Annotated in this window: 15 protein-coding genes and 1 pseudogene; 11 read left to right on the top strand and 5 right to left on the bottom strand. The window is 66.1% G+C overall.

Annotation, left to right across the window (positions count from 1 at the left end; genetic code table 11):
* The first annotated feature begins 44 nt into the window (after nucleotides 1-44).
* From IPM80_14625 to IPM80_14635, 3 genes are all read left to right on the top strand, one after another.
* A complete protein-coding gene (locus IPM80_14625) occupies nucleotides 45-800 on the top strand; it encodes an SDR family oxidoreductase (GenBank protein ID MBK8959621.1) in 756 nt (251 codons plus the stop codon).
* A 40-nt stretch (nucleotides 801-840) separates the two neighbouring features.
* On the top strand, nucleotides 841-1,311 hold the full coding sequence (locus tag IPM80_14630) for a RidA family protein (protein MBK8959622.1): 471 nt from the start codon (nucleotides 841-843) through the stop codon (nucleotides 1,309-1,311).
* A 405-nt stretch (nucleotides 1,312-1,716) separates the two neighbouring features.
* Complete coding sequence (locus tag IPM80_14635; protein ID MBK8959623.1) at nucleotides 1,717-3,474, top strand: ABC transporter ATP-binding protein/permease; 1,758 nt, start codon at nucleotides 1,717-1,719, stop codon at nucleotides 3,472-3,474.
* A gap of 21 nt (nucleotides 3,475-3,495) precedes the next feature.
* Here the strand turns inward: IPM80_14635 and IPM80_14640 are convergent, their stop codons facing one another.
* Entirely contained in the window at nucleotides 3,496-4,002 is a 507-nt protein-coding gene (locus tag IPM80_14640; GenBank protein ID MBK8959624.1) for a DUF1993 domain-containing protein, read from the bottom strand.
* A 157-nt stretch (nucleotides 4,003-4,159) separates the two neighbouring features.
* On the opposite strand from IPM80_14640, the gene IPM80_14645 reads away from it, so the two are divergent.
* Entirely contained in the window at nucleotides 4,160-5,206 is a 1,047-nt protein-coding gene (locus tag IPM80_14645; protein ID MBK8959625.1) for a patatin-like phospholipase family protein, read from the top strand.
* Nucleotides 5,207-5,316: 110 nt separating this feature from the next.
* On the opposite strand, the gene IPM80_14650 is transcribed toward IPM80_14645, so the two are convergent.
* The 3 genes from IPM80_14650 to IPM80_14660 form a co-directional block, all read right to left on the bottom strand.
* Nucleotides 5,317-5,928 (bottom strand): DNA-3-methyladenine glycosylase, encoded by a 612-nt coding sequence (locus IPM80_14650; protein MBK8959626.1) that lies wholly within the window; start codon nucleotides 5,926-5,928, stop codon nucleotides 5,317-5,319.
* Between the two features lie 94 nt (nucleotides 5,929-6,022).
* Nucleotides 6,023-8,893, bottom strand: coding sequence for a hypothetical protein (locus IPM80_14655; protein ID MBK8959627.1), 2,871 nt, complete (start codon nucleotides 8,891-8,893; stop codon nucleotides 6,023-6,025).
* Nucleotides 8,890-15,150 (bottom strand): DUF11 domain-containing protein, encoded by a 6,261-nt coding sequence (locus tag IPM80_14660; GenBank protein ID MBK8959628.1) that lies wholly within the window; start codon nucleotides 15,148-15,150, stop codon nucleotides 8,890-8,892. The genes IPM80_14655 and IPM80_14660 overlap by 4 nt, the downstream gene beginning before the upstream one ends.
* A 202-nt stretch (nucleotides 15,151-15,352) precedes the next feature.
* On the opposite strand from IPM80_14660, the gene IPM80_14665 reads away from it, so the two are divergent.
* The 7 genes from IPM80_14665 to IPM80_14695 all read left to right on the top strand — a co-directional run bounded on the left by IPM80_14665 (nucleotide 15,353) and on the right by IPM80_14695 (nucleotide 25,533).
* Nucleotides 15,353-16,210, top strand: coding sequence for a sulfotransferase domain-containing protein (locus tag IPM80_14665; GenBank protein ID MBK8959629.1), 858 nt, complete (start codon nucleotides 15,353-15,355; stop codon nucleotides 16,208-16,210).
* 396 nt (nucleotides 16,211-16,606) lie between these two features.
* Nucleotides 16,607-17,815 carry a response regulator gene (locus tag IPM80_14670; protein ID MBK8959630.1) on the top strand — a complete coding sequence of 403 codons (1,209 nt, stop codon included), beginning with the start codon at nucleotides 16,607-16,609 and terminating at the stop codon, nucleotides 17,813-17,815.
* 76 nt (nucleotides 17,816-17,891) lie between these two features.
* Complete coding sequence (locus IPM80_14675) at nucleotides 17,892-18,815, top strand: response regulator (GenBank protein ID MBK8959631.1); 924 nt, start codon at nucleotides 17,892-17,894, stop codon at nucleotides 18,813-18,815.
* Nucleotides 18,812-19,435 carry a response regulator gene (locus tag IPM80_14680; GenBank protein ID MBK8959632.1) on the top strand — a complete coding sequence of 208 codons (624 nt, stop codon included), beginning with the start codon at nucleotides 18,812-18,814 and terminating at the stop codon, nucleotides 19,433-19,435. The genes IPM80_14675 and IPM80_14680 overlap by 4 nt, the downstream gene beginning before the upstream one ends.
* A gap of 88 nt (nucleotides 19,436-19,523) precedes the next feature.
* Nucleotides 19,524-20,429, top strand: coding sequence for an ABC transporter substrate-binding protein (locus IPM80_14685; GenBank protein ID MBK8959633.1), 906 nt, complete (start codon nucleotides 19,524-19,526; stop codon nucleotides 20,427-20,429).
* Nucleotides 20,426-22,777 carry a PAS domain S-box protein gene (locus IPM80_14690; GenBank protein ID MBK8959634.1) on the top strand — a complete coding sequence of 784 codons (2,352 nt, stop codon included), beginning with the start codon at nucleotides 20,426-20,428 and terminating at the stop codon, nucleotides 22,775-22,777. The genes IPM80_14685 and IPM80_14690 overlap by 4 nt, the downstream gene beginning before the upstream one ends.
* Nucleotides 22,774-25,533, top strand: coding sequence for a PAS domain-containing protein (locus IPM80_14695; protein ID MBK8959635.1), 2,760 nt, complete (start codon nucleotides 22,774-22,776; stop codon nucleotides 25,531-25,533). Before IPM80_14690 ends, IPM80_14695 begins: the two co-directional genes overlap by 4 nt.
* A 74-nt stretch (nucleotides 25,534-25,607) precedes the next feature.
* Here IPM80_14695 and IPM80_14700 read toward each other — a convergent pair.
* Nucleotides 25,608-26,719 (bottom strand): annotated as a pseudogene (locus IPM80_14700) (LLM class flavin-dependent oxidoreductase).
* Between the last annotated feature and the right edge of the window lie 64 nt (nucleotides 26,720-26,783).

Raw genomic sequence — 26,783 nt, forward strand, 5'->3', positions numbered from 1 at the left:
GCTGCACTCTTGACGATCATCGACAACATGAAGGGGGAGGCCTCATGAGCGGAGTGTGCGCGGGCAAGATTGCACTGGTCACCGGCGCCGCCAGTGGCATCGGGCGGGCAAGCGCGGTGGCGCTGGCGCGCGCCGGGGCAAGCGTGATGGCGGTCGACGTGGCGGCCTGCGACGACACCGTCGCCGAGATCACGAGCGCGGGCGGCACGGCGCGCAGCCTCGGCGTGGACGTCGCCGATGAGCAGGCGGTGGCGCGCATGGTGGCCGCCACGGTCGAAGCCTTCGGCGGCCTGCATGTCGCCTTCAACAATGCCGGCGTGGCCGGCGTGTTCACCAAGACCCATGACTACCCGAGCGACGACTGGGCGCGCGTCATGGCCGTCAACCTGACCGGCGTATGGCACTGCATGAAGTACGAACTGCGGCACATGCTGAAACACGGCGGCGGTTCGATCATCAATACCGCGTCGGTGGCGGGCCTGGTGGGCATGAGCCACGCCGCCGCCTACTCCGCCGCCAAGGCCGGCGTGATCGGCCTGACCAAGAACGCCGCCATCGAATATGCGCGCGACAACATCCGCATCAACGCGGTATGCCCGGGGGGCGTACGCACGCAGATGACCGAGAACGCCGACCGTTCGCTGCCCGGCTTCCTCGACCGCATCGCCAAGCTCGAACCCATGGGCCGCGTGGCCGAGCCGGAGGAGATCGCGAGCGCGGTGGTGTGGCTGGCATCCGACGGCGCGTCCTTCATGACCGGTCACGCGCTGCCGGTGGACGGCGGCTTCGTCGCGCGCTGACGCGCATCCTCGCCCATCGACACACCACGGAGCAGCGCCCATGGCACCCAGCATTGCCGCCCGTCTCGCCGCCCTCGACATCGTCATTCCGCGCGCCCAGCCGCCGCGGGTGGCAAAGATCAAGGGAGCGTCACGCATCGGAAACATCCTGTACATCTCCGGCCAGATCCCGCAGTGGGAAGGTGAGCTGCGCTACGTCGGCAAGGTCGGTCGCGAATTCACTATCGAGGAAGGCCGCGCCGCCGCGCGCCTGTCGGCGCTCAACGTGCTGGCCCAGGCCAGCGAGGCGCTGGGCGGCAATCTCGATCGCATCAAGCAGGTAGCCAAGGTCGCGGGTTACGTCAATTGCACCGCCGAGCTGACCGAGATCGGCGCGGTCATCAACGGCGCCTCGGAGCTGTTCATCGAGATCTTCGGTGAGCGCGGCGCCCATGCGCGCGTGGCGGTCGGCGCCTACGGCATGCCGCTCGGCGTGGCGGTAGAAATCGAAGCTGTGATGGAAGTCGATTGAACGCAGGGTCGTCGACGCGGAACTCAGGCGGCCGCCACCTCTCTCAAACGCGGCATCACCCTAGAGCTGGTCTCAAAATTATTCGTGGTCGCGCCGGCGCCCATTTTTGTGCAGTACAAGGCGCGAGGAGCGTGGTTTAGCACCGCTAAATGAGCGACGAGCAACGCCGTAATGCGCGAAAATGGGCACCGGCCCTGCGGGTTGTCCCGTGAAAAACGCGCTGGCCGCGTTGCGGCGCTTGAAAATAGCACCACTATTCCCTGCGCACCGCGCCTTGCCATCACGCTTTTCACGGGGCAACGCGGCCGCGAATAATTTTGAGACCAGCTCTAGTCTTTGCCAAGCTGTCGCGGCCACGCCGCGCCGCGCGCAAGCGGCGTCTTCGAATCACACACGGAATAGCGCATGAGCAACGTCACGCACAAAGTGTCCATCACCCGCAACGGCCAGCTCGGCAAGGTGTGGGCCTTGATCAAGCCCTACTGGCAATCAGAGGAGAAGGGCACGGCGTGGCTGTTGCTCGGCGTGGTGGTGGCGATGAACCTCGCCCTGGTGGCGCTCACCGTGGCATTCAACCAGTGGTACAACGGTTTCTACAACGCCATCCAGAACAAGGACTACGAGGCATTCAAGACCCAGCTGATGTTGTTCTCGCTGCTCGCTTTCGGCTTCATCGTGATCGCCGTCTACCAGAGCTACCTGCGCCAGATGTTGCAGATCCGCTGGCGGCGCTGGCTGACCAAGGTGTTTCTCGAGGACTGGCTGTCCAACCGCTGCTACTACCGCATGGAGCTCAAGAGCCAGGGCACCGACAACCCCGATCAGCGCATCCAGGAAGACCTGCAGGTCTTCACCGAGAGCACGCTCAATCTCGCCCTCGAATTCATGAACAGCGTGGTCACCCTGTTTTCGTTCGTGGCCATCCTGTGGGGCCTGTCGGGCGCTTTCGGCTTCACGCTGTTCGGTCACGACATCCACGTGCCGGGCTACATGGTGTGGTGCGCGCTGGTCTACGCCATCGTCGGCACCTGGTTGACGCACAAGCTCGGCCGTCCGCTCATCGGCCTCAACTACCAGCAGCAGCGCTACGAGGCCGACATGCGCTACGGCCTGGTGCGACTGCGTGAGAACGCCGAAGGCGTCGCCTTCTATCGCGGCGAGGACGGCGAACGCAAAGTGCTCGAGCATCGCTTCGGCTTCGTGGTCGACAACTTCCTGGCGCTCATGAACTACCGCAAGCGCCTGACCTGGTTCACGGCCATGTACGGGCAACTCGCCACCATCTTCCCGTTCGTGGTGGCCGCGCCGCGCTATTTCAGCGGCAAGATCCAGCTCGGCGATCTGATGCAGACCTCGTCGGCCTTCGGCCGCGTGCAGGAATCGCTGTCGTGGTTCATCGACTCCTACAACCAGCTCGCGACCTGGAAAGCGACGGTCGACCGTCTGACCAGCTTCCACGAGGCGATCCAGGACGCTGCCCAGGCCGCCGCCGATCCCGAGGCGCTGGGCGTGACCACGGGCGGCGAGTCGGTGATCGCCGCGCGCGGCCTGGAAGTGGCGCTGCCCGATGGGCGCGTGCTGCTCGGTCATGTCGAATGCAGCCTGCATCGCGGCCAGCACGTGCTGCTCAGCGGGCCGTCGGGATCGGGCAAGAGCACGCTGTTCCGCGCGCTGGCCGGGATCTGGCCTTTCGGACGCGGCCGCGTCGAGGTGCCGGCCGGCGCCAGCACCCTGTTCCTGCCGCAGCGTCCCTACCTGCCGCTCGGCGCCTTGCGCGACGTGGTCGCCTATCCGCGCGGCGCCGCAAGCGTCAGCGACGATGAGTTGCGGAGCGCGCTCGCGCATTGCGGACTCGAAAGCCTGGTCGACAGCCTCGACGAGGAACATCGCTGGTCGCAGCGCCTGTCGCCCGGTGAACAGCAGCGCCTGGCCTTCGCGCGCGTGTTGATCAACAAGCCCGATTGGCTATTCCTCGACGAGGCAACCTCGGCGCTCGACGAGGACCTGGAACGCAAGGTCTACACCCTGGTGCGCGAGCAATTGCCGAACACCACCCTGGTCAGCATCGCCCATCGACCGGGCGTGGCGCCCTTCCACCATCGGCGTCTGCGTATCGAGCCGGTGGCGGGCGCACAGGCGCGGCTGGTGGAAGTGTCGGCCTGAGCGCCATCGCGTGGCGCGGTGTCACTCGACCATCAGGAAATCCATCTTGCCGAGCGGCACGCCGTTGTGACGCAACAGGTTGTAGGCGGTGGTGAGGTGGAAATAGAAATTCGGCAGCACCCATTTCAAGAGGTATTGTTCGCCGGTGAACTGGAACGCCCGACTCGGCGTCTTGATTTCGATGGCGCGGTTCTCCGCGCCCTCGTATTGGGCGGGCGTGAAGCCGGCGAGAAAGGCGCGGGCCTTGGCGAGGCGCGCCTGCAATTGCTCGAAGGTGGTCTCGGTGTCTTCCCACTTCGGCACTTCGACGCCGGCCAGGCGCGCCGCCGCGCCCTTGGCCATGTCGGTGGCGATCATCACCTGGCGGGTGAGCGGCAGCATGTCGGGAAACAGGCGCGCGCCGCTCAACACGTCGACATCGTAGCCGGCGGCGGCGGCGTGGGCGGCCGCCTTGTCGAGCAGGCTCGCCAGTACCGCAAGACCGTGGTCGAGCACCGCGACGGATTGTGCATGCAGGGATATGGCCATGATTGGAACTCCGGTTAGCGCAAATGCGGGGCGGCCATTGTAGTGCCTGCCTACGGCCCGACGGCAGCGCGGCCGCTATCGCCTGCAGATGTCATCTCTCGGTGCCGTCGTCGTTGCAGGCGCCGGGCTTGTTTCGCGCTGTTCGGAGTCCTCCCCCATGAGTGAAGCGCAGTTTCGCGCCATCAATCTCGCCTTGCAGGGCGGCGGCGCCCATGGCGCCTTCACCTGGGGCGTGCTTGATTACCTGCTCGAAGACGCACGCGTGACTTTCGAAGGCATCTCGGCCACCAGCGCCGGCGCCATGAACGCGGTGGTCTACGCCTATGGCAACATGCGCGGCGGCCGCGATGGCGCGCGCCAGGCGCTGCACGATTTCTGGCGCCACGTGAGCCGCAGCGCGGCGGCTTACAGCCCGTTGAGCCTGACGCCGGTGGAGCGCCTGCTCGGCATCAAGCCGGAACAAAGCGCGAGCTACGTGGCTTTCGAGAGCCTGACGCGCAGCTTCTCTCCCTACCAGTTGAACCCGCTCAACATCAATCCGCTGCGCGATGTGCTGGCGGCCTGCGTGGATTTCGACGAACTCAGGCGCTGCCAGTGCAGCAAGCTGTTCCTGAGCGCCACCAATATCCGCACCGGCAACGTGCGGGTGTTCCGCAATGAAGAACTCAGCATCGACGCGGTGCTGGCTTCGGCCTGCCTGCCGAACCTGTTCCAGGCCATCGAGATCGATGGCGCGTTCTACTGGGATGGCGGTTACATGGGCAACCCCTCGCTGTTCCCGCTGTTCTACAACACCGACAGCCGCGACGTGGTGGTGGTGCACATCAACCCGATTTTCAACCAGCAGATCCCACGCAGCGCCGCCGAAATCGCCGACCGCGTCAACGAGATCACGTTCAATTCCGCGCTGTTGAAAGAGTTCCGCGCGGTGGCCTTCGTCACCAAGCTCATCGAGGACGGCTGGATCAAGGACGAATACCGTGCGCGCCTGCGCCACATGCTGATCCATTCGATCCGCGCCGACGATGCACTCAACGCGCTGGGCGCGGCCAGCAAGTTCAACACCGAGTGGCGCTTCCTGACGGATCTGCGCGACCGCGGGCGCGCCACCGCCGCACAATGGCTGGCGGAGAATTTCATCCACCTCGGCAAGCGCGCGACGGTCGACCTGGCGGAGGAATATTTGAATCCGAGGAATGCCTGATTTCCTCCGGTCTTCGTGGGTCCGACTTCAGTCGGACATTCGGATTGTTTGGATTTCTGGTTCGGCCGATCGAGTGTCAGGCTCAAGCCTGACCCACAACAGCAACGCACCTACCTGCACAAGCGTCGCGGTCCGCTCACATGCCGATTGCCGCGCTCGAAGAACCGCCAGGGTTTGTCCGCCGCCTTGCTGATGCCGATGCGCACGCTGCTGCCTGTTTCGCCGAGTGGCGCGGTGCCGTGTCCCAGCCATAGACGCCCCGGCTTGCACATGTCCAGTCCGTCGAGGCTGCGGTCGATGGCGAGCGCCTGGGCGAGGCGTCCCGGGCCGCGCGCGACATCGGTGAGACGCGCTACGCCACGCAGTCGCTGCATGACATCGACGCCGTGCAGGGGTTCGAGGGCGCGCAGCAACACGCCGGCGCCTTCGCCCGCGCCTTCGCTGGACACGTTCAACATGAACCACGTGCCGTAGATGAAATACACGTAGCAATGTCCGCGTTCGCGAAACAGCGAGGCATTGCGCGCGGTGAGACCGGCGTGGGCATGACAGGCCGGGTCGCCAATCGGATAGGCCTCGGTTTCGACGATGCGGCCGGCCAGCAGGCCGTCGGCATGCTGATGCACGACCACCTTGCCGAGCAGCCAGCGCGCGCATTCGACGGTATCGCGGGGCAATTCCTGGCGGCGCAGACGGCGCCAGGGCAAACGGGATTCAGACATGGTCTCGACGCGGCACGGGGGACGACCCACGCTAACGCACTCGCCGGCCGCCCGGCAATCAGGCGCGGCGCATTGCGCGCCGCGCCATGCCGCCTCAATAGGCGCCGATGAGGTTGATGAACACCCCTTGGTGGCGATAGGACAGATCGGTCAGGTCGTCGGAGAAATCAGTGAAGTTGTAGCCGGCGCCGAACTTGACGAATCTGTTGACCTGGCGATAGACGCCAACCAGCACGCCGGCGCGCTGATCATCGGCCTCGGCGATGTCCAGCACGCGGCCTTCGACGACCGCGTCCCACTTGTTGGTGATGTGCAGGTCCAGCCGGCCGATGCCGAGCAGCGTCTGGCTGTCGAACCACGGGCCGTCGACGCGGTTGTCGCGGATCTCGCCGTGCTTCCACGCCAGCTTGCCGCCGATGGCCAGCCAGCGCGTGAGCTCGTAGGTGCTATCCACCGACAGGATGTTGCTGCGCTGGGCGTAGTCGGCGAACTCGCCGCCGCGCGTGAGCTGGCCGGGCGACGGCAGGTCGTAGAAGAAGTGATAGCGGAACAGCATGTTCAGCCGGTCGTTGGCCACCGGACGGTAGGCCATGCCCGCCACCACTTCGGCGAATTCACCGTCGGCGAAGTTGCCACCGGCGCCGTTGGAGAACGACACGTTGAAACGCGCCAGCGCGCGCCAGTCGAGATTGAGCTGGTAGGCAGCATTGTTGCGGGCCAGCCAGGTGGTGCGATTGCCGGTGGTGCCGGACTCGTCGCGGATCTCGACATCGGCGGCATACTGCAGGCGCAGGTCGTGATAGCCCAGCGAGCCGCCGCCGGCACGCCGCGTGAGATCGCCCGCCAGCGGATCGTGCACGTCACCGAATTCGCCACGCAGACCGTAGGTCCAGTGGTCGCCGTGGTTCATGTCCAGACCGAAGGCGCGCACCATGCCGGTCGGTCCATCGCCATGGCTGTAACGCTGTTCGCCGTAGACGCTGCCATGATCGGCGAAGCGGTAGCGCGTGCCACTGGTCAAGTCGCCCTGGCGACCGCCGTAGCCGATGTCGGTGCGATCCGGATCCAGTCCGTAGTTCAAGTAATGGGTGGTGCGGTCGTTGCGCTGCCACTCACCGCCCAGCATCGCGCCCACACCGCTGCTGCCGGTCGACAGCTCGCTGTTCAACTTGATGCGATCGTTGAGACGCAGATCGCCACCGAGACCGACGCGGTCGTTGCGGCGGCGGTCGCCCGAGCGATCCACCGTGCCCTGCACGAAACCGTAGCTCGACCACTCGCGGCGGCTCTCGGCATCGGGTTTGAAGCCGAGCTTGACCGCCACGTCCGAACGCACGCCGGCGCGATTGAGATGGGCGCTCGCGGTCGGCGTGCGCACCTCGTTGTCATCGCTGCGCAGGCCGACGCCCAGCGACCAGTTCGCGGTCAGCTGGTTTTCGATTTCAGCCTCGACGGAACGCAGGCGCTGGCTGTCAGCCTCGGCTTCGCTGGCATGCAGGTTCAACTGCGAGATTGAACCGAGGCGCAGTTTCAGATCGGCGCCCTTGCGCGAGGCGTCGGGGCCGGTCGTCAATTGCCCCGGGCTGCTGAAACCATGATCGCGGTCCTGCCAGTAGAGACGCGCGTCGCCGCGCTCTTTCAAGCCGAGGTCATCGAGATCCAGGGCCGCCTCGACATGGTGGGCATCGGCGCCGCCGCGGCCGCCGTTGCGCCCGACGAAGTTGAAACCGCCGTCCAGCGACTGCGTGACGCCGCTGCCCGGCCCCTCGGAGCGCGCCTTCTCGACCCTGACGTAACTCGCCTCGGTCCAGCGCATGGTCACGTCGCCACCGAACAGGGTCTGCGAGGCGCCCGGGCTGTCCTGGCGGTAACTGGTGAGGCCGACGCGGAAATGATCGTTCACCCAGTAGGCGCCGCGGCCGCCCAGCGCGAGATCGTCGACGCGGCCTAGACCCGGCTGGTATTCGTAGGTCACGACCAGGTAGGCGGGCTGGCCCGCGAGGCCGCCGTTGTGCACGGTGCGATGATCCGACACCGTCGACATCAGAGGCCGCGTCAACAGGATGCGCCCCTGCAGGTAGTTGACGTCGTAATCCTGGTTCGGCACCAGGGTGCGGGTCTCCAGCACCAGGCCGGTGTCGCGGTCGCGCATCTCGATGGCGACCCATTCCGAACCTTCCTGCACGTCCTGACGACGCAGGTAGTACAGCGAGCCGCCGGTACCACGGAACTCGTCGCGGCCCGGCACCGTGCCGGGCTCGGCGGCGAAACCGGTCAGTTGGCCGCGCTTCTCGCCGAAGCGCGTGGTGTCGCCGGTGTTGAGATTGACGCGCGCGCCGTACAGGCCACGGTTCTGGCGGATCAGTTCCGCATCGTTCATGTGCACCTGGAAGTCGCCCCACATGACGTCGTTCTCGCCGCGCTCGACCTTGACGTAGAAGCGGCCCTGGGTCGGCGCATCCTGCACCGTGGTGCTGTCGTCACCGTACACCGGGTAATAGCGATCGGGGTCGAGACGCCGGAACAGGCTGCGTGGATCCTTGCGCGTGAAATTGTGGAAGAGCTCGTCGAACTGCTGTTCGCGGGTATCGGCGGCGGCAGTCACGAGGTATTTGCCCTTGACCTTGCCCTTCAGATAGAAGGCCATGCGCCCGTCGACATAGGCCTTGTCCTTGAAGCGCGCATCGTCTTCGTCGGTGACTTTCGCCAGCGGCCCGTCGACGTCGCTGCCGCCCACCGTCAGGTCACCCAGGGCCACGACCATCCACTGCTCGGCCGGGATGATGATGCGGCGCTCGACCTCGGCACGCCGACCATCCTGGCGCGTCACGCTGACCGCCACCGCGTGCTCGCCGGCCGGCAGGATCTGGCGCGCGGCGAACCTGCCGCCCTGGTCGACCGGCACCGCGTGCCCCATGACCGTGACCTCGGCGCCATTGACCACCGCTTCGCCGTCGACCGTCACCGCGCCACCCTGCGACCGGGATATTGGCGATGTCGCGACTGTTCTCGCCGTAGCCCGCGAACAGATCGTCCTCGCGTCCCTTGAACGCGGCCTTGCTGATCTCGAGACGCTTGGCGCGTGTCTGATCGAAGCGTCCCTCGCCATCCTCGACGCGCAACACGTAATCGACCGCGCGGACGCGAAGTCAGCGGGCACGTCCCAGTTCGCCATGCCGTCTTCACCGACCGGCAACACCGCGAGCGGTTTGCCGCGGCCGCCGCTGTCGCTCGGGTAGAGTCGCACCTCGGCGCGGGCGATGAAGGCGAGGTAGTCGCGTCGTTCGAGGACGGCGCGGCGGGCAGCAGGTCGGTCGGGCCCGGCAGCGCATCGGCGCGCGGCGTCGCGCCGAAATTCACGCGTGTCATCTTGCCGCGCGTCAGGCGCACCACGCGCGGATTCTCGCTGGTGAGCTCGTAGCCGAGCGGCAGGGTGTGCGCATCGAGTTTCAGCACCGCGTTCGAACCGCGATCCTCGTCGGGCACCGCGATGCAGGCCACGTGGTAACGGCCATGGGCGTCGGTGGTGGTCAACAGGCCATCGACACCGATGACGCGCGCGTTGGCGATGCCCTTCTCGCCGTCGTCCTGGACACCGTCGCGATTGCGGTCGTCGAACACCTTGCCGATCACTTCCGAGCAGTCGATGAGCGGGTCGGGCAACACGCGCACCACCGCGCTCGCGACGTTGGAGTTCACGGTGTTGCCGATGACATTCACGCTCCAGGCGCGATTGGTGTAGTTGGCCTCGGCGACGCCGGCGCCGACCACCGCGATGAGCTTGACGGTACGTTCCTGGTTGCCGGTGAAGTCGACGTCGTGGAACGTGAGCTGGCGACCTTTCAATTCCGGCGTCACGCTCTGCCCGTCGAGGGTCGCCGAGCCTTCGCGGAACTTGAAGCCGGGCGGCAGCGCATCGACCACGTCGAGATTCGGCAGCGGCCCGCTCAAGTTGTTGCGAATGCGCAAGGTGTAAGGCACGAGATCGCCGCGCGTGACATTGGTCTTGGCCGCGGTCTTGGTGATCGACACCACTTCGCTGCCGACCGGGTCGAGCGGCAGGTGGTTGTTGATGAGGTCGGCCGAGCCCGCCAGCCCCGGCGTGAGGTTGAAGCTCGTGTAGTACTGCGTGCCAGTCGCGCCGTCAGCGAAGGCGGCGGCGGCGGTGCTGCTGGCGCAGGCGTTCGGCGCGTGCACCTGGGCACCGGCGGCGGGCGGCGTCGCACTGTTCTGCACCAGCGCGGGGTTGGGCGCCGGCGCCACGCTCAGGCTTGCCTCGCAGGGCGGCAGCACGCCCGACAGGCCCGGCAGGTAACCGGCGGGCGACGTGACCTTGAGGGTGTACACGCCGGCCGGTGCGCTGGGCGTCAACAGGAACTGGTATTGACCGCTGCTGCCGGTGGTCTGGCTGACGTTGTCGATACCGCCGATGAGATGCGTGGCGGGATCGAACCCGGCCGGGCCGGCGATGCTCACCACCGCGCCGGCGACCGGCGTGCGCGTGATGGCGTCGTACACCACGCCCGAGGGATCGAGCGGCAGGTTCTGCGCGATGACGGTATCGCCGGCGTTGAGCGTGATGCCGCGTATGGTGCCAAGGTCGGTGTTGCCGGCATTGCCGGTCGAGACAGGCTTGCCGTAGACGATGCCGCCGTCGGGATGACGGAAGATGACTTCGTAGGTGCCGGGCGACAAACCTTCGAAGCGGTAGTCGCCCTTGGCATCGGTGAGCGCGGTGGCGATCACCGTCATGTGCACGAAATCACCGGCATCGGCGCGCTGCACGAGCTGCACCGTCCACCCGACCTGGCCGCTGTTCTCGTCGTCCTGGCGGTTGTGGTTGCCGTCGAAGAACACGCGGCCCGCGATCTTGGCCGGCGACACCGGCTGGCCTTCGCCGAAGTCGTAACCCGTCGCGTGGGTGCCCGGCGCCGGGAACTTGATGCCGGTGACGACATCGTTGGCGACCGCACCGCCGGCGGTACCGGCGCTGTCCTTGCCGTCGGTGACGCCGGCCGGCTGGGTTTCGGTGAGCGTGTAACCGCTGCCGTTGGATTGCGGCACGCCATTGATGCGATAGCGTCCGTCGGCGCCGGTGATGACCGAGCGCGAGACCGGGTTGCCGGCGCTGTCGGTGCCGGTGAGGGTGATGGCCACGCCCGGCAGGCCGGGTTCGTTCGGATCGCGGATACCGTCGCCGTCGAGATCACTGAACACCAGGCCGGCGAGGCTGTTGCCGGTTTCGCCGAAGTCATAACCGCTGGCGACGACGTTGGCGCCGAGCGCGATCGCGGACACGGCATCATCGGCCAGCGTGCCGCCGGCCGTGCCGGCCACGTCGCCGCTGTCGGCCCATGCCGCGGGCTGGCTTTCGGCGACGCGATAGGTGCCGCGCCGGAGATCGTTGAAGCTGTAGCTGCCGTCGGCGGCGGTGGTGGTGGTCTGGTTGACCGGGTTGCCGAGGTCGTCGGTGCCGCTCAAGGTAATGGTGACACCCGGGATGCGCAGCGTTTCGCCGGCATCGCGCACGCCATCGCCGTCTTCGTCCACCCACACCACGCCGGTGATGGCGGTGTTCGGCACTTCACCGAAGTCCTGATCGGTGACGGCGGTGTTGGCCGCCACCGCGATCGCGGTCAAGGCATCGCTGCCGCGACTACCGGCCTGCACCACGCCGTTCTTGCTGTCCAGGCCATCGACGAAACCCGCAGCCTGGCTTTCGGTGACGGTGTAGCCGGCGCCGTTGCTGGGCGCGAGATTGTCGAACAGGTAGTTGCCGCTGGCGTCGGTGGTGGTGGTGACATTGAGCGCGTTGCCAAAGGCATCGGTGCCGGTCAAGGTCAAGCTCACGCCGGCGATGCCGTTGTCGCCGGCGTCCTGCGTGCCGTCATCGTCGGCATCGGCGAACACCGTGCCGGCCAGCGAGGATTTCTGCACCGTCACGACATCGGAGGCGGTGTCGTTGGCCGGCACCGTGTCGAGGCCATTGGTGCTGACGGTGGCGGTGTTGGTGAGCGTGCCGCTCACCGGCAGCGTCGTGATCCTGACCGGCACGCTGACCGTCACGCTGGCATTGGCCGCGATCGCGCCCAGCGCGCAGGTGAAGGACGACTCGCCGGCGGCGCCGGTGCAGGCGCCCTGCGCCGGCGTCGGCGCGGCGGTCAGCACCATGCCCGCCGGCAAGGTGTCGGCGAGATCCGATTGGTCGCTGTCGCCCGGCCCGTTGTTGATGACGGTGATGGTGAAGTCGAACGGCTCGTTGAGCGCCACCGGGTCGCTGGCCGCGCTCTTGGTCACGCCCAGATCGACCTTCACGCGCACCGTGGTCGCTTCCGCTTCGCTGTCGTTGGACGCCACCGCGTCGTCTTCATTCGAGTCCAGCGATGCGACGTCGTCATGGGTATCGCCGCTGCCATCGGGCGCGGAATCGACGTGGAAGAACAGGTGGCGCACCACCGTCTGGTTGGCCGCCATGTCGGGAATCGCGCAACTCATGGTGAGCGTCGCCGGGCCGGTGACGGCGCTGGCGGTGTTGTCGCACAAGGAAGTGCCGGCGGCGCAGCTCACCGCGCCGGCGTCGTCGCACAGGAAAGTCAGTTGCTTGCCGTTCTTGGGCGAGAACACGTCGCGCAATACCACGTTGGTGGCGAGCGATGGTCCACGGTTGGTCATGTTGACGCGATAGACGATGACGTTGCCAGGCAGATCGGTCGGGTCGAACGGCGTGGGGTCGCGCAGATCGGTCTTGTTGACCAACAGGTCCACCACCGCCGGCGTCACCGGCAGGTTGGCGGTCTGGCTGTTGTTGGCGGCGTTGGTGTCGGGGCTGGTGGTGGTGACCGTGGCGGTGTTGGCCAGCGTCCAGGCATCGTTCTGCACGTCCCAGTCGGGCCGCACGACGACCGTCACGGTGGCGGTTTCGTCCTTGGCCAGCGTGCCGAAGTTGCAGTTGAGCGTGTTGGCGGCGAACGGCGCGCAGCTGCCCTTGCTCGGGCCGCCGGAGATGAAGGTGAAGCTGCGGCCGGGCGGCGGCGTGAACACGTCGCTGACCTCGACGTTGTCGCTCGCGCTAGGACCGTTGTTGACGACCGTGATGACGTAGGTGGCCTGCGTGCCGGCCGGCACGGTGTTGGGCGTGACGACCTTGCTCGACAGTTCGATGTCGCCCAGCGGCTCGACGGTGGCGTTGGCGCCGGCGCTGTTGTTGCCGAGATTATTGTCGCCGAGTTCGGTCGAGGTGACATCGGCGGTGTTGGTGATGGCGCCATCGAGCAAGGGCCGATCGGCGGTCAGGGTGAAGGTCACCGTCTCGCCGTTGGCGAGGGTCTGGCCGCTGGCCAGCGTGCAGCTCACGTTGGCGCCGGTGGTGCAATTGAAGCGGCCACCGGAATCATCACTGACCCCCACCGCCGTGGTATCGGGCGTGGCGTCGGCGACATTGCTGACGAAGCCCGCCACGTGATCGGTCATCACCACCCCGCCTACCGCGTCCGGGCCGTTGTTGGTCACGGCGATGGTGTAGGTGATGCGGCTTTCGCCGATGTCGAGCGTGGTGTCGGCATTGGCCGTGGTGGCGCTCTTGGTGATGGACAGGTCGGCGATCTGGTTGGTGCTGCCGCTGGCCGCGACCGCGGTGTTGTTGGCGAGATCCGGATCGGTCGTACCGCCGACGTCGGTGACGCTCGCCGAATTGCTCAGGGTGCCGGCATTGGTCGCGATGCTGTTGATGGTCAACACGCTGGTGTTGCCACCGGAGTTGAGCGCCGGGCCGGAGAACGTGCAGGTGACGACGCCGCCGGGCGTGGCGCCACTGTGCGCGCAGGCCCAGTTGCTGCCCGAGGCGCTGTCGAAGCTTTCGCCGGCATCGAGCGTATCGACCACCGTGATCACGCCGCTGGTCGGCCGCGGACCGTTGTTGTGCACGCGGATGGCGCTGGCGGTCGGTGAGCCTTGGGCCACCGGGTTCGGGGTCTTGGACTTGCTGATCGACAGGTCCGCGCCGTCGGCGGCGATGGTGCCGTTCAGAGTGCCGCTGTTGTTGCCGGCCTGCGGGTCGGCGGTGGTGGCGGCGACCGTCGCGGTATTGGTGAACGAACCCGCTGCCGGCGCGGTGACATTGACGAGTATGTCGTCGAGCGCGCCGACCGGCAGCGTCGCCCGCGTACAGGTGACGGTATTGCCGACGGTGCCGCAGCTCCAGGCGCCGCCCGTCACGCTGTCGATGGTGAAGCCGGCCGGCACCACGTCGGTGACCGTGACCGTGCTGGCGTCGAAGGGGCCGGCATTGCGCGGCCGCAGGGTGAAGGTGGCCGGCGAGCTCGCCACCACCGGGCTCGGCGACACCACCTTGGTGATGGAGGTATCGGCGCCGACCGTGATCTGGGTGTTTTCGGTGGTGGTGTTGTTGTTGGGTTCCGGATCGCCGGTGGCGGACGTCACCGTCACCGCATTGGTCACGGTGCCGCTGACCGCGCCGGTGACGCGCGTCACCACGTTGATGAGCGGTGCGCTGCTGCCGCTGGCGAGGCTGGCGGCGCGGTTGCAGGTGACGACCTGGGCGATGGCGCTGCACACCCAGCCGCTGCCGCTGGCCGACACGAACGTGGTGCCGGTCGGCAAGGTGTCGGTGACGACCGTCGCCACCGCCGGGTTCGGGCCACCGTTGTTGACGGTCAAGGTGTAGTCGATGGTGGCGCCGGCGATTACCGGGTCGGCGAGGTCGGCCACCGCCACCGTGAGGTCGGCGCCGTCGTCGATGGTGGTGTTCTGGGTGCCGGTGTTGTTGGAATTGTTGGAGTCGGGTGAACTGGTGGCGACGCTCGCGGCCACCGGCAAGGTGGCGCCGGTGGCGGCCGTGGTGCGCACCACCACGTCGACGCTGGTCACCGGCCCGCCGAGGCCGTCACCGGTGATATTGCCGAGGGCACAAGTGACCACGCCGGGCGCGAGGCCGTCGTGCAAGCAGGCCGGGTTGTTGGTCGAGACGAACGTGGTGGTGGCGGGCAGCGGCACGCTCAAGACCACGTTGCCGGCGGTATCGGCGCTGCCGTTGACCACCGACAGGCTGTAGGTCAGCAGGCCGGCGCGCACCGCCGGATCGGGGTTGTCGGTCAACTGCGAGATCTGCACGTCGACGGCCAGCGCGCTGCCCGTCATCCACGCCAAAAGAGCAAACAGCACACCCCGCAGGCACGCGCGCCCGCCATCCTTCCGTGGAATCACGATCCCTACCTGTCGTTATTTATAGTTTTGTCAGCGCACCGTAGCGGGCCGGGATGCTAACGATTTTCATCTGGCGGCACCCTGTGCCTCTTGTGTAATACGTCACAAAAATACGGACGCCCGGTAATGCTTCTCGGATGACCGACCTGGCGTGCCGCGGCAGCTTCGCGCCATCGGCCGGACAAGCGCCGGTGGCCGGCGTATGCTTGCGCCCCTCATGAGCACCCATATCGACATGCCGCTGCCGGTCGGCGCCTTCCGCTGGCATTGCCTGCGCCGCGACGTCTCCAACTTCGCGCTGCTCAAACACCGTCATTTCGACGGCTTCGTGATCACCATGCAGCACTCCGGCACCCACTGGCTGAAGTTCATGATGAGCACCGCGCTGGCGCTGCAGCTCGAGTTGCCACCGCCGCGTTTCGTGCACAACGATTCGTCCAACGACTTCATCGGTCATCCCAAACATGCGCGCCTGCATGAACATGCGCCGCGCCTCGCCAGCACCCATTCGGTGCCCCACGCGCTGTTCGATTCACGCCTGCTGCGGCTCGGCCTCGACTTGCCGCCCTACGTGGTGCTGGTGCGCGATCTGCGCGCCGCGCTGGTCTCGAACTACGAGAAATGGAAGGAGCGCTACGGCGTCACTTTCAAGGAATACCTGCGCGGCGACCCGCGCGGCCGTCGCTACATCTTCGACCTGTGGGGCGGCCTGCATTTTCTCAATCGCTGGGCGCGGGTGAGGCGCCGCTTTCCGGCCGCCACGCTCGAGATCCGCTACGAAGATTTGCAGGCGCGGCCGGCGCTGCTGCTCGCGCAGGTCTTCGATCACTTCGGCATTGCCATCGCGGCCGCCCATATCGAGACGGCGGTCGCCGCCGGCAGCAAACAGAACATAACGTCCAAGCTCGACCCGGCCAGCCCGGTGCGCAACATCATCCGTGACGACCAGCGCCCGCCCAGCGCGTGGTTCGACGCCGAGGATCGCGCGTATTTCGACGCCGTGCTGGCGCGCTGCCTGGTCGACGACCACGGCTACGACTGGCAGTGGCCCCGCGACTGAAGCTGCCGTCGCACCTTCCTCCCCCTCACCTTTCGACACAGTTATTTGCATTCGGGCCGCCGAAATATCTCGACAGCCGCCGGCCGGCTGGTTTTAATATCGATTAATTCGATTTAATTGGTCGAATCGAAATATCGTTCGCGCCCCCGCCGTGGCCGAACGCGGCCACCCTGCCCGAATGAAGCGCAGCCGACTCCACTGGTTATCGCGACGCGCCGCCCTGCTTTGTGGCGGCGGCGGCGGCGATCAATCGCTTCGAAAAACGGATTAAACCGATTGAGACGATGGCCGCTAATGCAGACTGGAGCAAGGACCGCCCCACCCTCGGGGCCGCCCGACAGTTCGGCGAGCGCGGCGTCTCAATCGATTTGAAACAGCTAGTAGGACCCAAACGCCATGAGCGTCACCAGCAAATCCAAGAATCGTAGCCCTGACCTTCCCGAGCCCGATGGCATGACCGACGCCGGCAGCATGCCGGTGACGGAGCGCATCATGGACTTCCGTCCCCGCGACCGTGCGCTGTCTTTCGTCAACATGAGCCTCGCGGCGGAGCGCGCCGACCCGTTTCGCGTGCTGATCGTCGATGACGATGCCGCACACCGCAACCTGGTATCGGAGATCCTGTCGGCGCCGCTGTTCAGCGTCAGCACCGCGATGTCCGGCCGCGATGCGCTCGAGCTGCTGACGCAGAAGGAATTCGACGTCGTGCTGGTCGACAAGGTCATGCCGGAAATGAGCGGCGATGAACTGTGCCAGGCCATACGTGAACGCTACAACCGTCACATCCTGCCGGTGATCGTGGTCACCGGCTCGCACGGTTACGCGGACTTGAGCATCAGCCTCGCCGGCGGCGCCAACGATTTCATACGCAAACCCTACGACCCCAATGAACTCATCGCGCGCGTGCGTTCGGCGGCCACCACCAAGCGCCTCACCGACCAGATGGAAAGTGCCGAGACCCTGTTGTTCGGTCTTGCGCGCATGGTCGAGGCCAAGGACGAATGCACGGGCGATCACTGCTCGCGCCTGGCCCACTACGCGGAAGTGTTCGGCGCGGCCCTGGGGCTCGGTGAACGCGATCTCGCGGCGCTGAAGAGCGGCGCCATCCTGCACGATATCGGCAAGCTCGCCATCCCCGACCGCGTCCTGCTCAAACCCGGGGCGCTGTCCGAGCAGGAGTGGGTGCTGATGAAGCAGCACACCGTGATCGGCGCCATGCTGTGCGGTGAATTGAAGTCCCTGCGCAGCGCCGTGCCGATCATTCGCCATCATCACGAGCGCTGGGACGGCAGCGGCTATCCCGATGGCCTGGCCGGCAGCGAGATCCCATTGCTCGCGCAGATCTTCCAGTTGCTCGATGTGTTCGACGCCCTCACCACCGCGCGCCCCTACAAGGAAGCATGGTCGGTGGAACGTGCGCGCGACATCATCGAAGAGGAAATGAACAAGGGCTATTACAACCCGGCCTTGACCCGTGAATTTCTCGCGCTGCTGCGTGCCGACGCCGACGGCATGATGCGCTTCGATGCGCGCAGCGCGGTGGCCGATGGTGGCCGCCGCATCTACGAGGCGCTGTTGGCCAACGGCTGTGTGCCGCACGGCTGACCGTATCGGCAATGCATACCAATAATGAAAATGATTGCGCGGTCCGCGCGCGCTTCGCTACACAAGGGAAACACTCATGACGCCAGACACGGTGTTGCTCGTCGATGACGATCAGCAACTGGGAAGATTCACCGCCGAGGTGCTCGATCTCGCCGGCTTCAAGGTCGAACTGACGACGCTCGGCCGCGACGGCCTCGAGCGCGTCACCGCCGAGCCCGGTCGCTACCAGGCGGTGGTGCTCGATCGCCGCCTGCCCGATCTCGACGGCCTGACCATCCTCAACCGCATGAAGGGTAATAGCGCCACGCGCGATATTCCGGTGGTGTTGCTCACCGGCCTCGCCAGTGAACGCGACATCACCGACGGCATCGACGCCGGCGCCTATTACTACGTGACCAAGCCGTTCCGCGAATCCATGCTGCAGGCGGTGGTGCGCGCCGCCATCGATGACTACCAGGCACGCGCCAACCTGCGCAAGGAACTCGCATCCACCGCCGACGCCATCGGCCTTCTGCACGAGGGCGAGTTCCGCTTCCGCACGCCTCACCAGGCGCGCGTGCTGGCGGCGCTGCTGGCGCATTGCACCGCCAATCCCGGCGCGGTGGTGACGGGCTTGTGGGAACTGATGATCAACGCCGTCGAACACGGCAACCTCGACATCAGCTACCAGGAAAAATCCGCCCTGCTGGGCTCGGGCCAATGGCAGAACGAGATCTGCCGGCGCCTGGCGGCGCCCGACTACGCCGACAAGCACGTCACCGTACAGGTCGAACTCGGCGCACGGGAAGTCAGTTACACCATCACCGACCAGGGCCACGGCTTCGACCCGCTGCCCTATTTCGAATTCGAACCTGGGCGCGCCACCCACGCCCACGGCCGCGGCATCGCCATGGCGCGGCGCCTGAGCTTCAGTTCCCTCGAATATTTCGGCAACGGCAACGCCGTACGCGCCACCAGCGCGCGCGCCGAACACTCAGAACAGCCGATGGACGTCGTATGAAATCGCGAATCGATCAGCGCAAGCTTGTTTTCAACGCTCCCGACAAGCCTTACCTCACGCCCAACGAAGTGGCGAGCCTGTTCATGGTGTCGCCCATCACGGTGCGCCAGTGGGCGCAGAAAGGCCTGCTCAAGGCCGAGGTGACGGTGGGCGGTCATCGGCGCTTCCTACGCGCGGAAGTGGAACGCTTCGCACGCGATCATCGCCTGGCCGGCACACGTGCCGACAGCCAATCGGGCCACGCACGCCTGCTGGTGGTCGATGACGATCGGCAACTGGTCGGCTACATCCGCGAGTTGCTCAGCGACATCGACAATCTCGAGGTCGAGACCGCCTACGACGGCTTCGACGCCGGCACCAAGATGCAGGTGATCCGCCCGCACATCGTGCTGCTCGACCTGATGATGCCGGGCCTGAACGGATTCGAGGTGTGTCAGCGCATCAAGGCCGATCACCTGACGCGTGACACGCGCGTCATTACCATGACCGGCTTTGCATCATCGGAGAACACCGGCCGCTCGATCGCGGCCGGCGCCGAAAGGTGCCTGTCCAAGCCGCTCAATCCCGAGGCTTTGCTGGCCTTCGTGCGCGAAGCCATCAGCCACCTGGCGAGCGCCTGACCCCATGTCGCGCTCGCACCCCAGCCCGTCCCGTGTCGCACGCACCACGCGCGCGGCGCGCGCATGGCTGGCGTGCACGTGGCTTTGCGTGCTCGCCATGCTCGGTGCCTGTGGCGGCGAACCGCCTACGCCCCTGCGGGTGGCGACCAACAACTGGCCTGGCCACTGGCCGCTGTACCTCGCCCATCACCGCGGACAGCTCGACGCGCGCCTGCAGGAACTCAGTTCCGCCACGGAAGTCTTGCGCGCCTTTCGCAATCACCGCATCGACGTCGGCGCCTTCACCATCGAAGAGTTCCTGCAGCTGCTCGACGAAGGCAACGACCCGCACGTGCTGCTGGTGGTGGACTACTCGAACGGCGCCGACAGCGTCATCGCGCGGCCACCGCTCGCCTCGGTCGCCGATCTGCGCGGCCACGTGATCGGCACCGAGAGCACGGCGATGGGCGCCTATGTCCTGCGGCGCACGCTGGAGAGCGCCGGACTCACGGAAAGCGACGTCAAGGTCGTCGCCTCGGATTTCGGCGATCACGAGAATGCCTACACCAGTGGGCTGGTCGATGCGGTCGTCACCTTCGAGCCGACGCGTTCGCGCCTGCTGGCTCTCGGAGGCAAGGAGGTGTTCAGTTCGGCGTCGATTCCGGGCGAGATCGTCGACGTGCTGGTGGTCAATTCGCGCACCGCACGCGAGCGCGCGCCCGAGCTGCGCAAACTTGTCGAGGCCTGGTACACCGCGGCGCAAAGCGTCGATAACGATCCCGACAGCGCCGCCGACAGCCTCGCCTCCATGACGCAATTGAATCGCGCACAATTCCGCCAGGCCATGGGCGGCGTGCACCTGGTCACGCGTGACGAGAACCAGGAACTTCTGCAAGGCGGGCTCAGCGCCAGCGTGCTGCGACTGGCCGAAACCATGCGCGGCGCCGGCCTCTTGAGCCATGCCTTCACCGAGGCCGACATCGCCGCCCATATCAGCAGGCTGGCACTGCCATGATGCCGCACAGCCTGCGTCGACGCCTGCCACTGCTGCTGCTGCTGTTCGTGCTGATCGCGGCGGGACTGACCTTGTTGATCGCGCTGCCCTTGCAGAATCGCACCATCGAAGAGCGCGGCATGCAGCATGCGCGCAGCCAGAGCGACCTCGTGCAGAGCGGGCTCAACTCGGTGCTGCGTCAAGGCAACCTGGCGGATGCCCGTACCTATCTCGGCTCGCTCATGCTCGACAGCAGTATCCGGCGCGTGCTGTTGATGGACAGCACCGCGCGCGTGCTGTTGGACCCGAGTCGCGAACTCGATGACAAGCCCGCGGTGCCCGCGCTCGGCGACGCGCTGCGCGCGACGCTCGACGAGGTGCTTGCGACCAACGCCGGCCGGCTGCGCCTCGGCGCCGATCGCGGTGCCGTGGTGGCGCTCTATCCGGTAATCCTCGCCAGCCGCGAATTCAGTCTGCGCCCGGCGCGCAATGGTCTGCTCTACATCGAATGGGATCTCGAGAGACCCAAGGCCGCGGAACGTCAATTCATGCTGAGCGTGCTGGGCAGCATGGTGGCCGTGATGGCGGCACTGACGGTGGTCCTGGGCGTGGTCATGGACCGCGCCATTTCAACGCCGGTACAACAACTGCTGCGCACCGCGCAGGCAATGGCCAGCGGCGATCGCGGTGCGCGCGCCGTGGCCCACGGCAGCAGCGAATTCGTGGCCCTCGCGCAAGCGCTGAACAGCGTGATGGCATCGCTGCTGGAAAAACAGCGCGTTCTCACCGAGCGCGAGCGGCAGTTGCGCTTGAGCCACGAGTTTTCGGGCACCGGCACCTTCGAATGGAGCATCAAGGACAACGCCGTGCGCGGCACACGGCATTTCTGGTCGCGCTTCTTCGGCGACTATGTCAATGACGAGATTCCGCTCGAGGTCGGCATGCGCGTGGTCGACCCCCGGCACCGCGCGCCGCTCGACCAGGCGCTCAACTCCTGCGCCATGATCGGCACCTCGCTCGACGTGCATTTTCGCTGCCACGACCGCGAAGGTCAGTGGCACTGGTTGCACCTGGTCGGCAACGCCGAGCGCGACGAACACGGATGTGCGCTGCGTATCGTGGCGCTGGCGCGCGATGAGACCGTCGAGGTCGCGGCGCGCGATGCGCTGCGCGCCACCACCCGCGAACTGGAATACCAGAAGTACGCGCTGGATCAGCATTCGATCGTGGCCATCACCGACGTGCGCGACGTCATCACCTACGTCAACGACAAGTTCTGCCAGGTCAGCGGCTACCAGCGCGAACAGTTGCTGGGCCGCACACATCGCATGTTGAAATCAGGCGCCCACGACGAGGACTTCTACCACGAGATGTGGCTCACCATCAGCGCCGGCAAGGTGTGGCGCGGTGAATTGCAGAACCGTCGCCAGGACGGCAGTCACTACTGGGTGGCCACCACCATCGTGCCCCATTTCGACATCGACGGTCGCGCCGACGGCTATATCTCCATCCTCACCGACATCACCGCGCGGGTGGAAGGCGAACGCGAACGCGAACGGCTGCAGCAGCAGCTCTACCAGACGCAGAAAGTCGAGGCGCTGGGCCTGCTGGCTGGCGGTATCGCTCACGACTTCAACAACCTGCTGGCAGCCATACTCGGCCATGCGGAACTCGCCCAGCGTCGCTTTGGCGACCACGGTGATGGCCGGCTGGCGACCTATCTCAACGAAATCATGTTGGCGGCCGAACGCGGGCGTGACCTCGTACAACGCGTGCTCACCTTCAGTCACGGCAGCCCCGAACAGGTCTCGGCGCTGTCGCTGGCCGATGAGATCCACGACAGTCTGCGCATGCTGCGGCCGCTGCTGCCGACCACCATCACCATCACCAGTGACCTGCGCAACGACCTGCCGCCGGTGGCACTGGCCGCCAGCCAACTGCAGCAGGTGGTGATGAATCTTTGCATCAACGCGCGCGACGCGCTGGGCGGCAACGGCCAGCTGCACGTGGCCCTGGATTTCGCTCGGCGCCACGGCGAATGCGCCGCCTGCGGCAACGAGTTCGACGCCCATTTCGTGGTGCTGCGCGTGGAGGACTCCGGTCACGGCATCCGCCCCGACATCCTCGCCCGCATCTTCGACCCATTCTTCACCACCAAGGCGGTGGGCGAAGGCAGCGGTCTGGGCTTGTCGGTGGTGCACGGCATCGTGCACCAGGCCGACGGACACATCCTCGTCACCGCCTCCGCCGATGGCGGCACCGCCTTTGAAATATTGTTCGCGCCCTGCACCCTCGAGGGCCAGCGCGCACCGCCAGCGAGCGCTGAGTCACGCTGCGCCGCGCGACCAGCCCTGGAGCATTCCGCATGATCTCGCCTTTCGCCGAAGCCACGACAGCTCCCACCGCACCGCGCGGGCCGGAGGTGTTCCCCGCCTGGGATCCGCTGCTGGCGCGGCTCGGCCATGGCGAGTGGCTGTGGCAACCGCTGGCGGAGCGTTGGTACCTGTCGCCGACCTGCGCCGCCCTGCTCGGCTTCGGCGCCCACGAGCTCAGCCTGTCCACGCAGGACTGGTTGCCCCATGTGTATGCCGACGATCGCGCGCGGGTTGCCCAACTGCTGACGCTGCCCGCGCCGCACGTTGAAGATTTCTGGCAGTGCGACTATCGCATGCTCGACCCGCTTGGCACGGAGCGCTGGTTGCTGGCGCGCGGCACCGTGACGGGCCGCGACGCGCAGGGCGCGGTGCTGTCGGTGCGTGGCACCTGCACCGACATGGGCTCGGTCACGGCCGCGAACCAGGCCGAGCGTCAGCGCGATCAACGCCTGGCAACGGCGATGGAACAGGCCCACATCGCCTGGTTCGAGCGCGATCTCGACACCAATATCGGCATCGGCTCGCCGTCGATCGCGGCGATCTACGGTTTGAGCAATGCCACCGGCCCCTGGCACCTGGACGAGATCCGCGCGCGCATCGTGCCGGAGGATCTCACCTCGCACCTGCGCGAAGTGCAGCTATCGCTGGCGAACAAGACGACCGATACGCAAGTGCGCATGTTGCAATACCGCATACGGCGGCCCGACGGCGAATTGCGTCACCTCGAAGTGCGCTACCGCAATGACTATGACGGTGACCATGGGCGCGCCTTCGGCCTGGTGTTCGACGTGACCGCCACCAAGGCAATGGAATCCAAGTTCCAGGAAGCCATGGAACATACGCGCATGGCGTGGTTCGAGCGCGATCTCGTCAGCGACGAAATGCACGGCTCGCGCTCCTTGTGGCAGATCTACGGCTTCGATCCCGAAAGTCATCCGCTGCGCTTCTCTGACATTCTCACCCACATTCATCCCGATGACGCCGCGCGGCATCCTGCCGATACCTTGCAACTGCAGGCACGCAGCCGCGCCCTCAACGGCCGGGTCGAGGAAACCGCGACCGAAGTGGTGTTCTACCGTGTCATATCGCCGGGCGGCGATGTGCATTGGTTGGAAGTGCGCTACCGCTTGCACCTGGATGGCCTGGGCGGCGGCACGGTCAGCGGCCTGGTGGTCGACGTCACCACCACCAAGCTCGCCGAGGCGGCGGCGCGCGACATCGGCACGCGCCTGCGTATCGCGCTGGAAGCTGCGCAGATGGCGTCCTGGACCTGGGATCTCGACAAGGACGTCATCCATTCCACCGATGCCTTTGGCGACATGCTCGATCTCGAAACGCCGAGCCCGTGGCCAGTGCACGATGTACTGCACGTCATCCATGCCGACGACGTCGCCAACGTGCGCGCCGAAATCGCGCGAGTGCGCGATTGCGCCAAGACGCAGGACCTGCGCATGGAGTATCGCGTCCGTACCCCGCACGGCGAAGAACGCTGGATAGAAGCGCGCGGACGCACCAACGGCCACAGCCTTTACGGCATCGTCATCGATGTGACGGCGCGCAAGCTCGCCGAACTCGAACGCGACCGCCTGCACCAACAATTGCAGCAGGCGCAAAAGATGGAATCCATCGGCCTCTTGACCGGCGGCATCGCCCACGACTTCAACAACATCCTGGCCAGCATCCTCGGCTATTCCGGCCTGGCCTTGCAGCGCTTCGCCGACCGCGTGCCGGAGAAGATGGTCGATTACTTGAAGGAAGTGCAGACCGCCGGTGCGCGCGCACGCGACCTGGTGGCGCAGATGTTGGCCTTCAGCCGCGGCGAGAGCGGCGAGCTGGTGTCGATGAAGATTGACCTGGTGCTCGAGCAGACCATCAAGATGCTGCGCCCGACCCTGCCGGCCACCATCGAGATCAAGACCGCGGTGGAAGGCGTGCTGCCCGAAGTAATGGCCGACCCGGTACAGCTACAACAAGTGGTGCTCAATCTCAGCATCAATGCGCGTGACGCCATGGCCGGCTCCGGCAGCATCGAGATGTCCCTCGGCCGGCGACACATCACCAACGGTCACTGCGCATCCTGCCATCACGCCTTCGACGGCGAGTTCGTGGTGCTGGGCGTGGCCGACGATGGCCCCGGCATTCCGGAAACCACCCAGGCACGCATCTTCGAGCCGTTCTTCTCGACCAAGGCTTCCGGTCGCGGCACCGGCATGGGGCTGGCCATGGTGCACGGCATCGTGCACCGGCACCAGGGACATATCCTGGTGGAAACCGCGCCCGACGCCGGCTGCAAGTTCGAAATCCTGCTGCCGCTCGAGCAGCCGCAGCTCAAATCCGACGTCGGCTCCGAGCCGGTCGATATCGCGAGCTACGAAGCAAGCCGTCCGACCGAAGTCTTGGTGGTGGACGACGAACGCGCGGTGGCGAGCTTCGTCGGCGAACTGCTGGAACTGAACGGTTATACCGTGACGGTCGAGACCGATCCGTCACACGCCTGGGAGCTGTTCGCCAGCGCCCCCGAACGCTTTGACCTGCTGGTCACCGACCAGACCATGCCGCGCTTGACCGGCGCACAGCTCGCCGCGCGCGTGATGGGCGTGCGCGCCGACCTGCCGGTGGTGTTGATGACCGGCTACAGCGCCACCATCGATGAACGCAAGGCGCGCGAGCTCGGTATCCGTACCTACCTGCGCAAGCCGGTGCGCGGCGACGAATTGCTGGCGGCGGTGGCGAATGCGATAGAGCAGTAGGTGCGAATTCATTCGCACATTGATGGCGCTGCTACGCGCGGAACGGCCGTTTGAGTGTGCGAATGAATTCGCACCTACATGGGTAGCCGCAAGCCCTTGCGTTCCAGTCGCGGTATCACCTCGACTGCGAAGTACGGCAACTCATCGAGATAGTTGACGAACGCCAACGACGCGCCGGCAAAACCTGCGTCGGCGATCTCGACGATGCGCCGCGCCACCGTATCGGGATCTCCCACCAGGGATACACGCCATGGCCGGCGGCGAACTGCGTGCGCAACGCGCCGATCATGTCGCGCGGGAAGGAATGGGCGTGCATGCCCATCAGGCTCATCAGGCGTTCAACCGCCTCCGCGTCGGCATGCTCGACCGCGTAGTGATGATGATATTCCTCCGCCTCGCGTTGACTGGCGCGACACACCACGTAGCAGGTGGTGAACACGCCGAGCTCACGTTGATGCCGCTCGCGCGCCAGCGCCTGTACCCGCCTGACAGTGTCGGCGCCGCTCGCGGTGTCGAGAATCACGGTGAAAAGAAAATCGCAGTTACGCGCGGCGAACCCCTGGCCCTCGGCCGACGATCCGGCGTTCATGAGCGGCGGCAGGCTGCCATCGACAGGCTTGGGCGTGCAGCGCGCGCCACGCAGTTGGAAAAACTCGCCGTTCCAGTCGAAGTCCTGCTCGCTGTGCCAGGCCCGGCGGATCACGTCCCACCATTCCTGGCCGTAGCGGTAACGCGTATCGTGATCTTCGGCGAGGGTGAGGCCGAACATTTCGTATTCCGGCTGATTCCAGCCGCACACGATATTGAGGCCAAAGCGCCCGCCGCCGAGATGATCGATGGTCGCGAATTGCTTGGCGGCCATCAAGGGATGCGAGAACGCGGTATGGGCGGTGGCGAACACCGTCAGGCGCGTGGTGTGGGCCAGGAGGCCGGCGGCCCAGGTGATGGTTTCCAGCGATTCGCCCTGGAAATCGGTGGTACCGCCGTAGCCGGTCCAGCGCGCGATGGGCAGCAGGAATTCGAGCCCCACTTCGTCCGCCATCTTGGCCAGCGCCAGGTTGTTGGCCCAGCTTGCCTGCCATCGTTCCGGCACCGTGGTGATGGCCATGCCACCCGCACAATTGGGCGAGAACAGACCAAGTTTGAAACGGTTGCGATTGAACATCGCGTTGTGCGGACGTCGCATGCCTGGCTCCCTGGAGCTGGTCACAAAATGAATCGCGATCGGGTTGTCTTGCGGGTGCGCCAGT

Source organism: Pseudomonadota bacterium (genome assembly GCA_016719885.1).
Lineage (GTDB): Bacteria > Pseudomonadota > Gammaproteobacteria.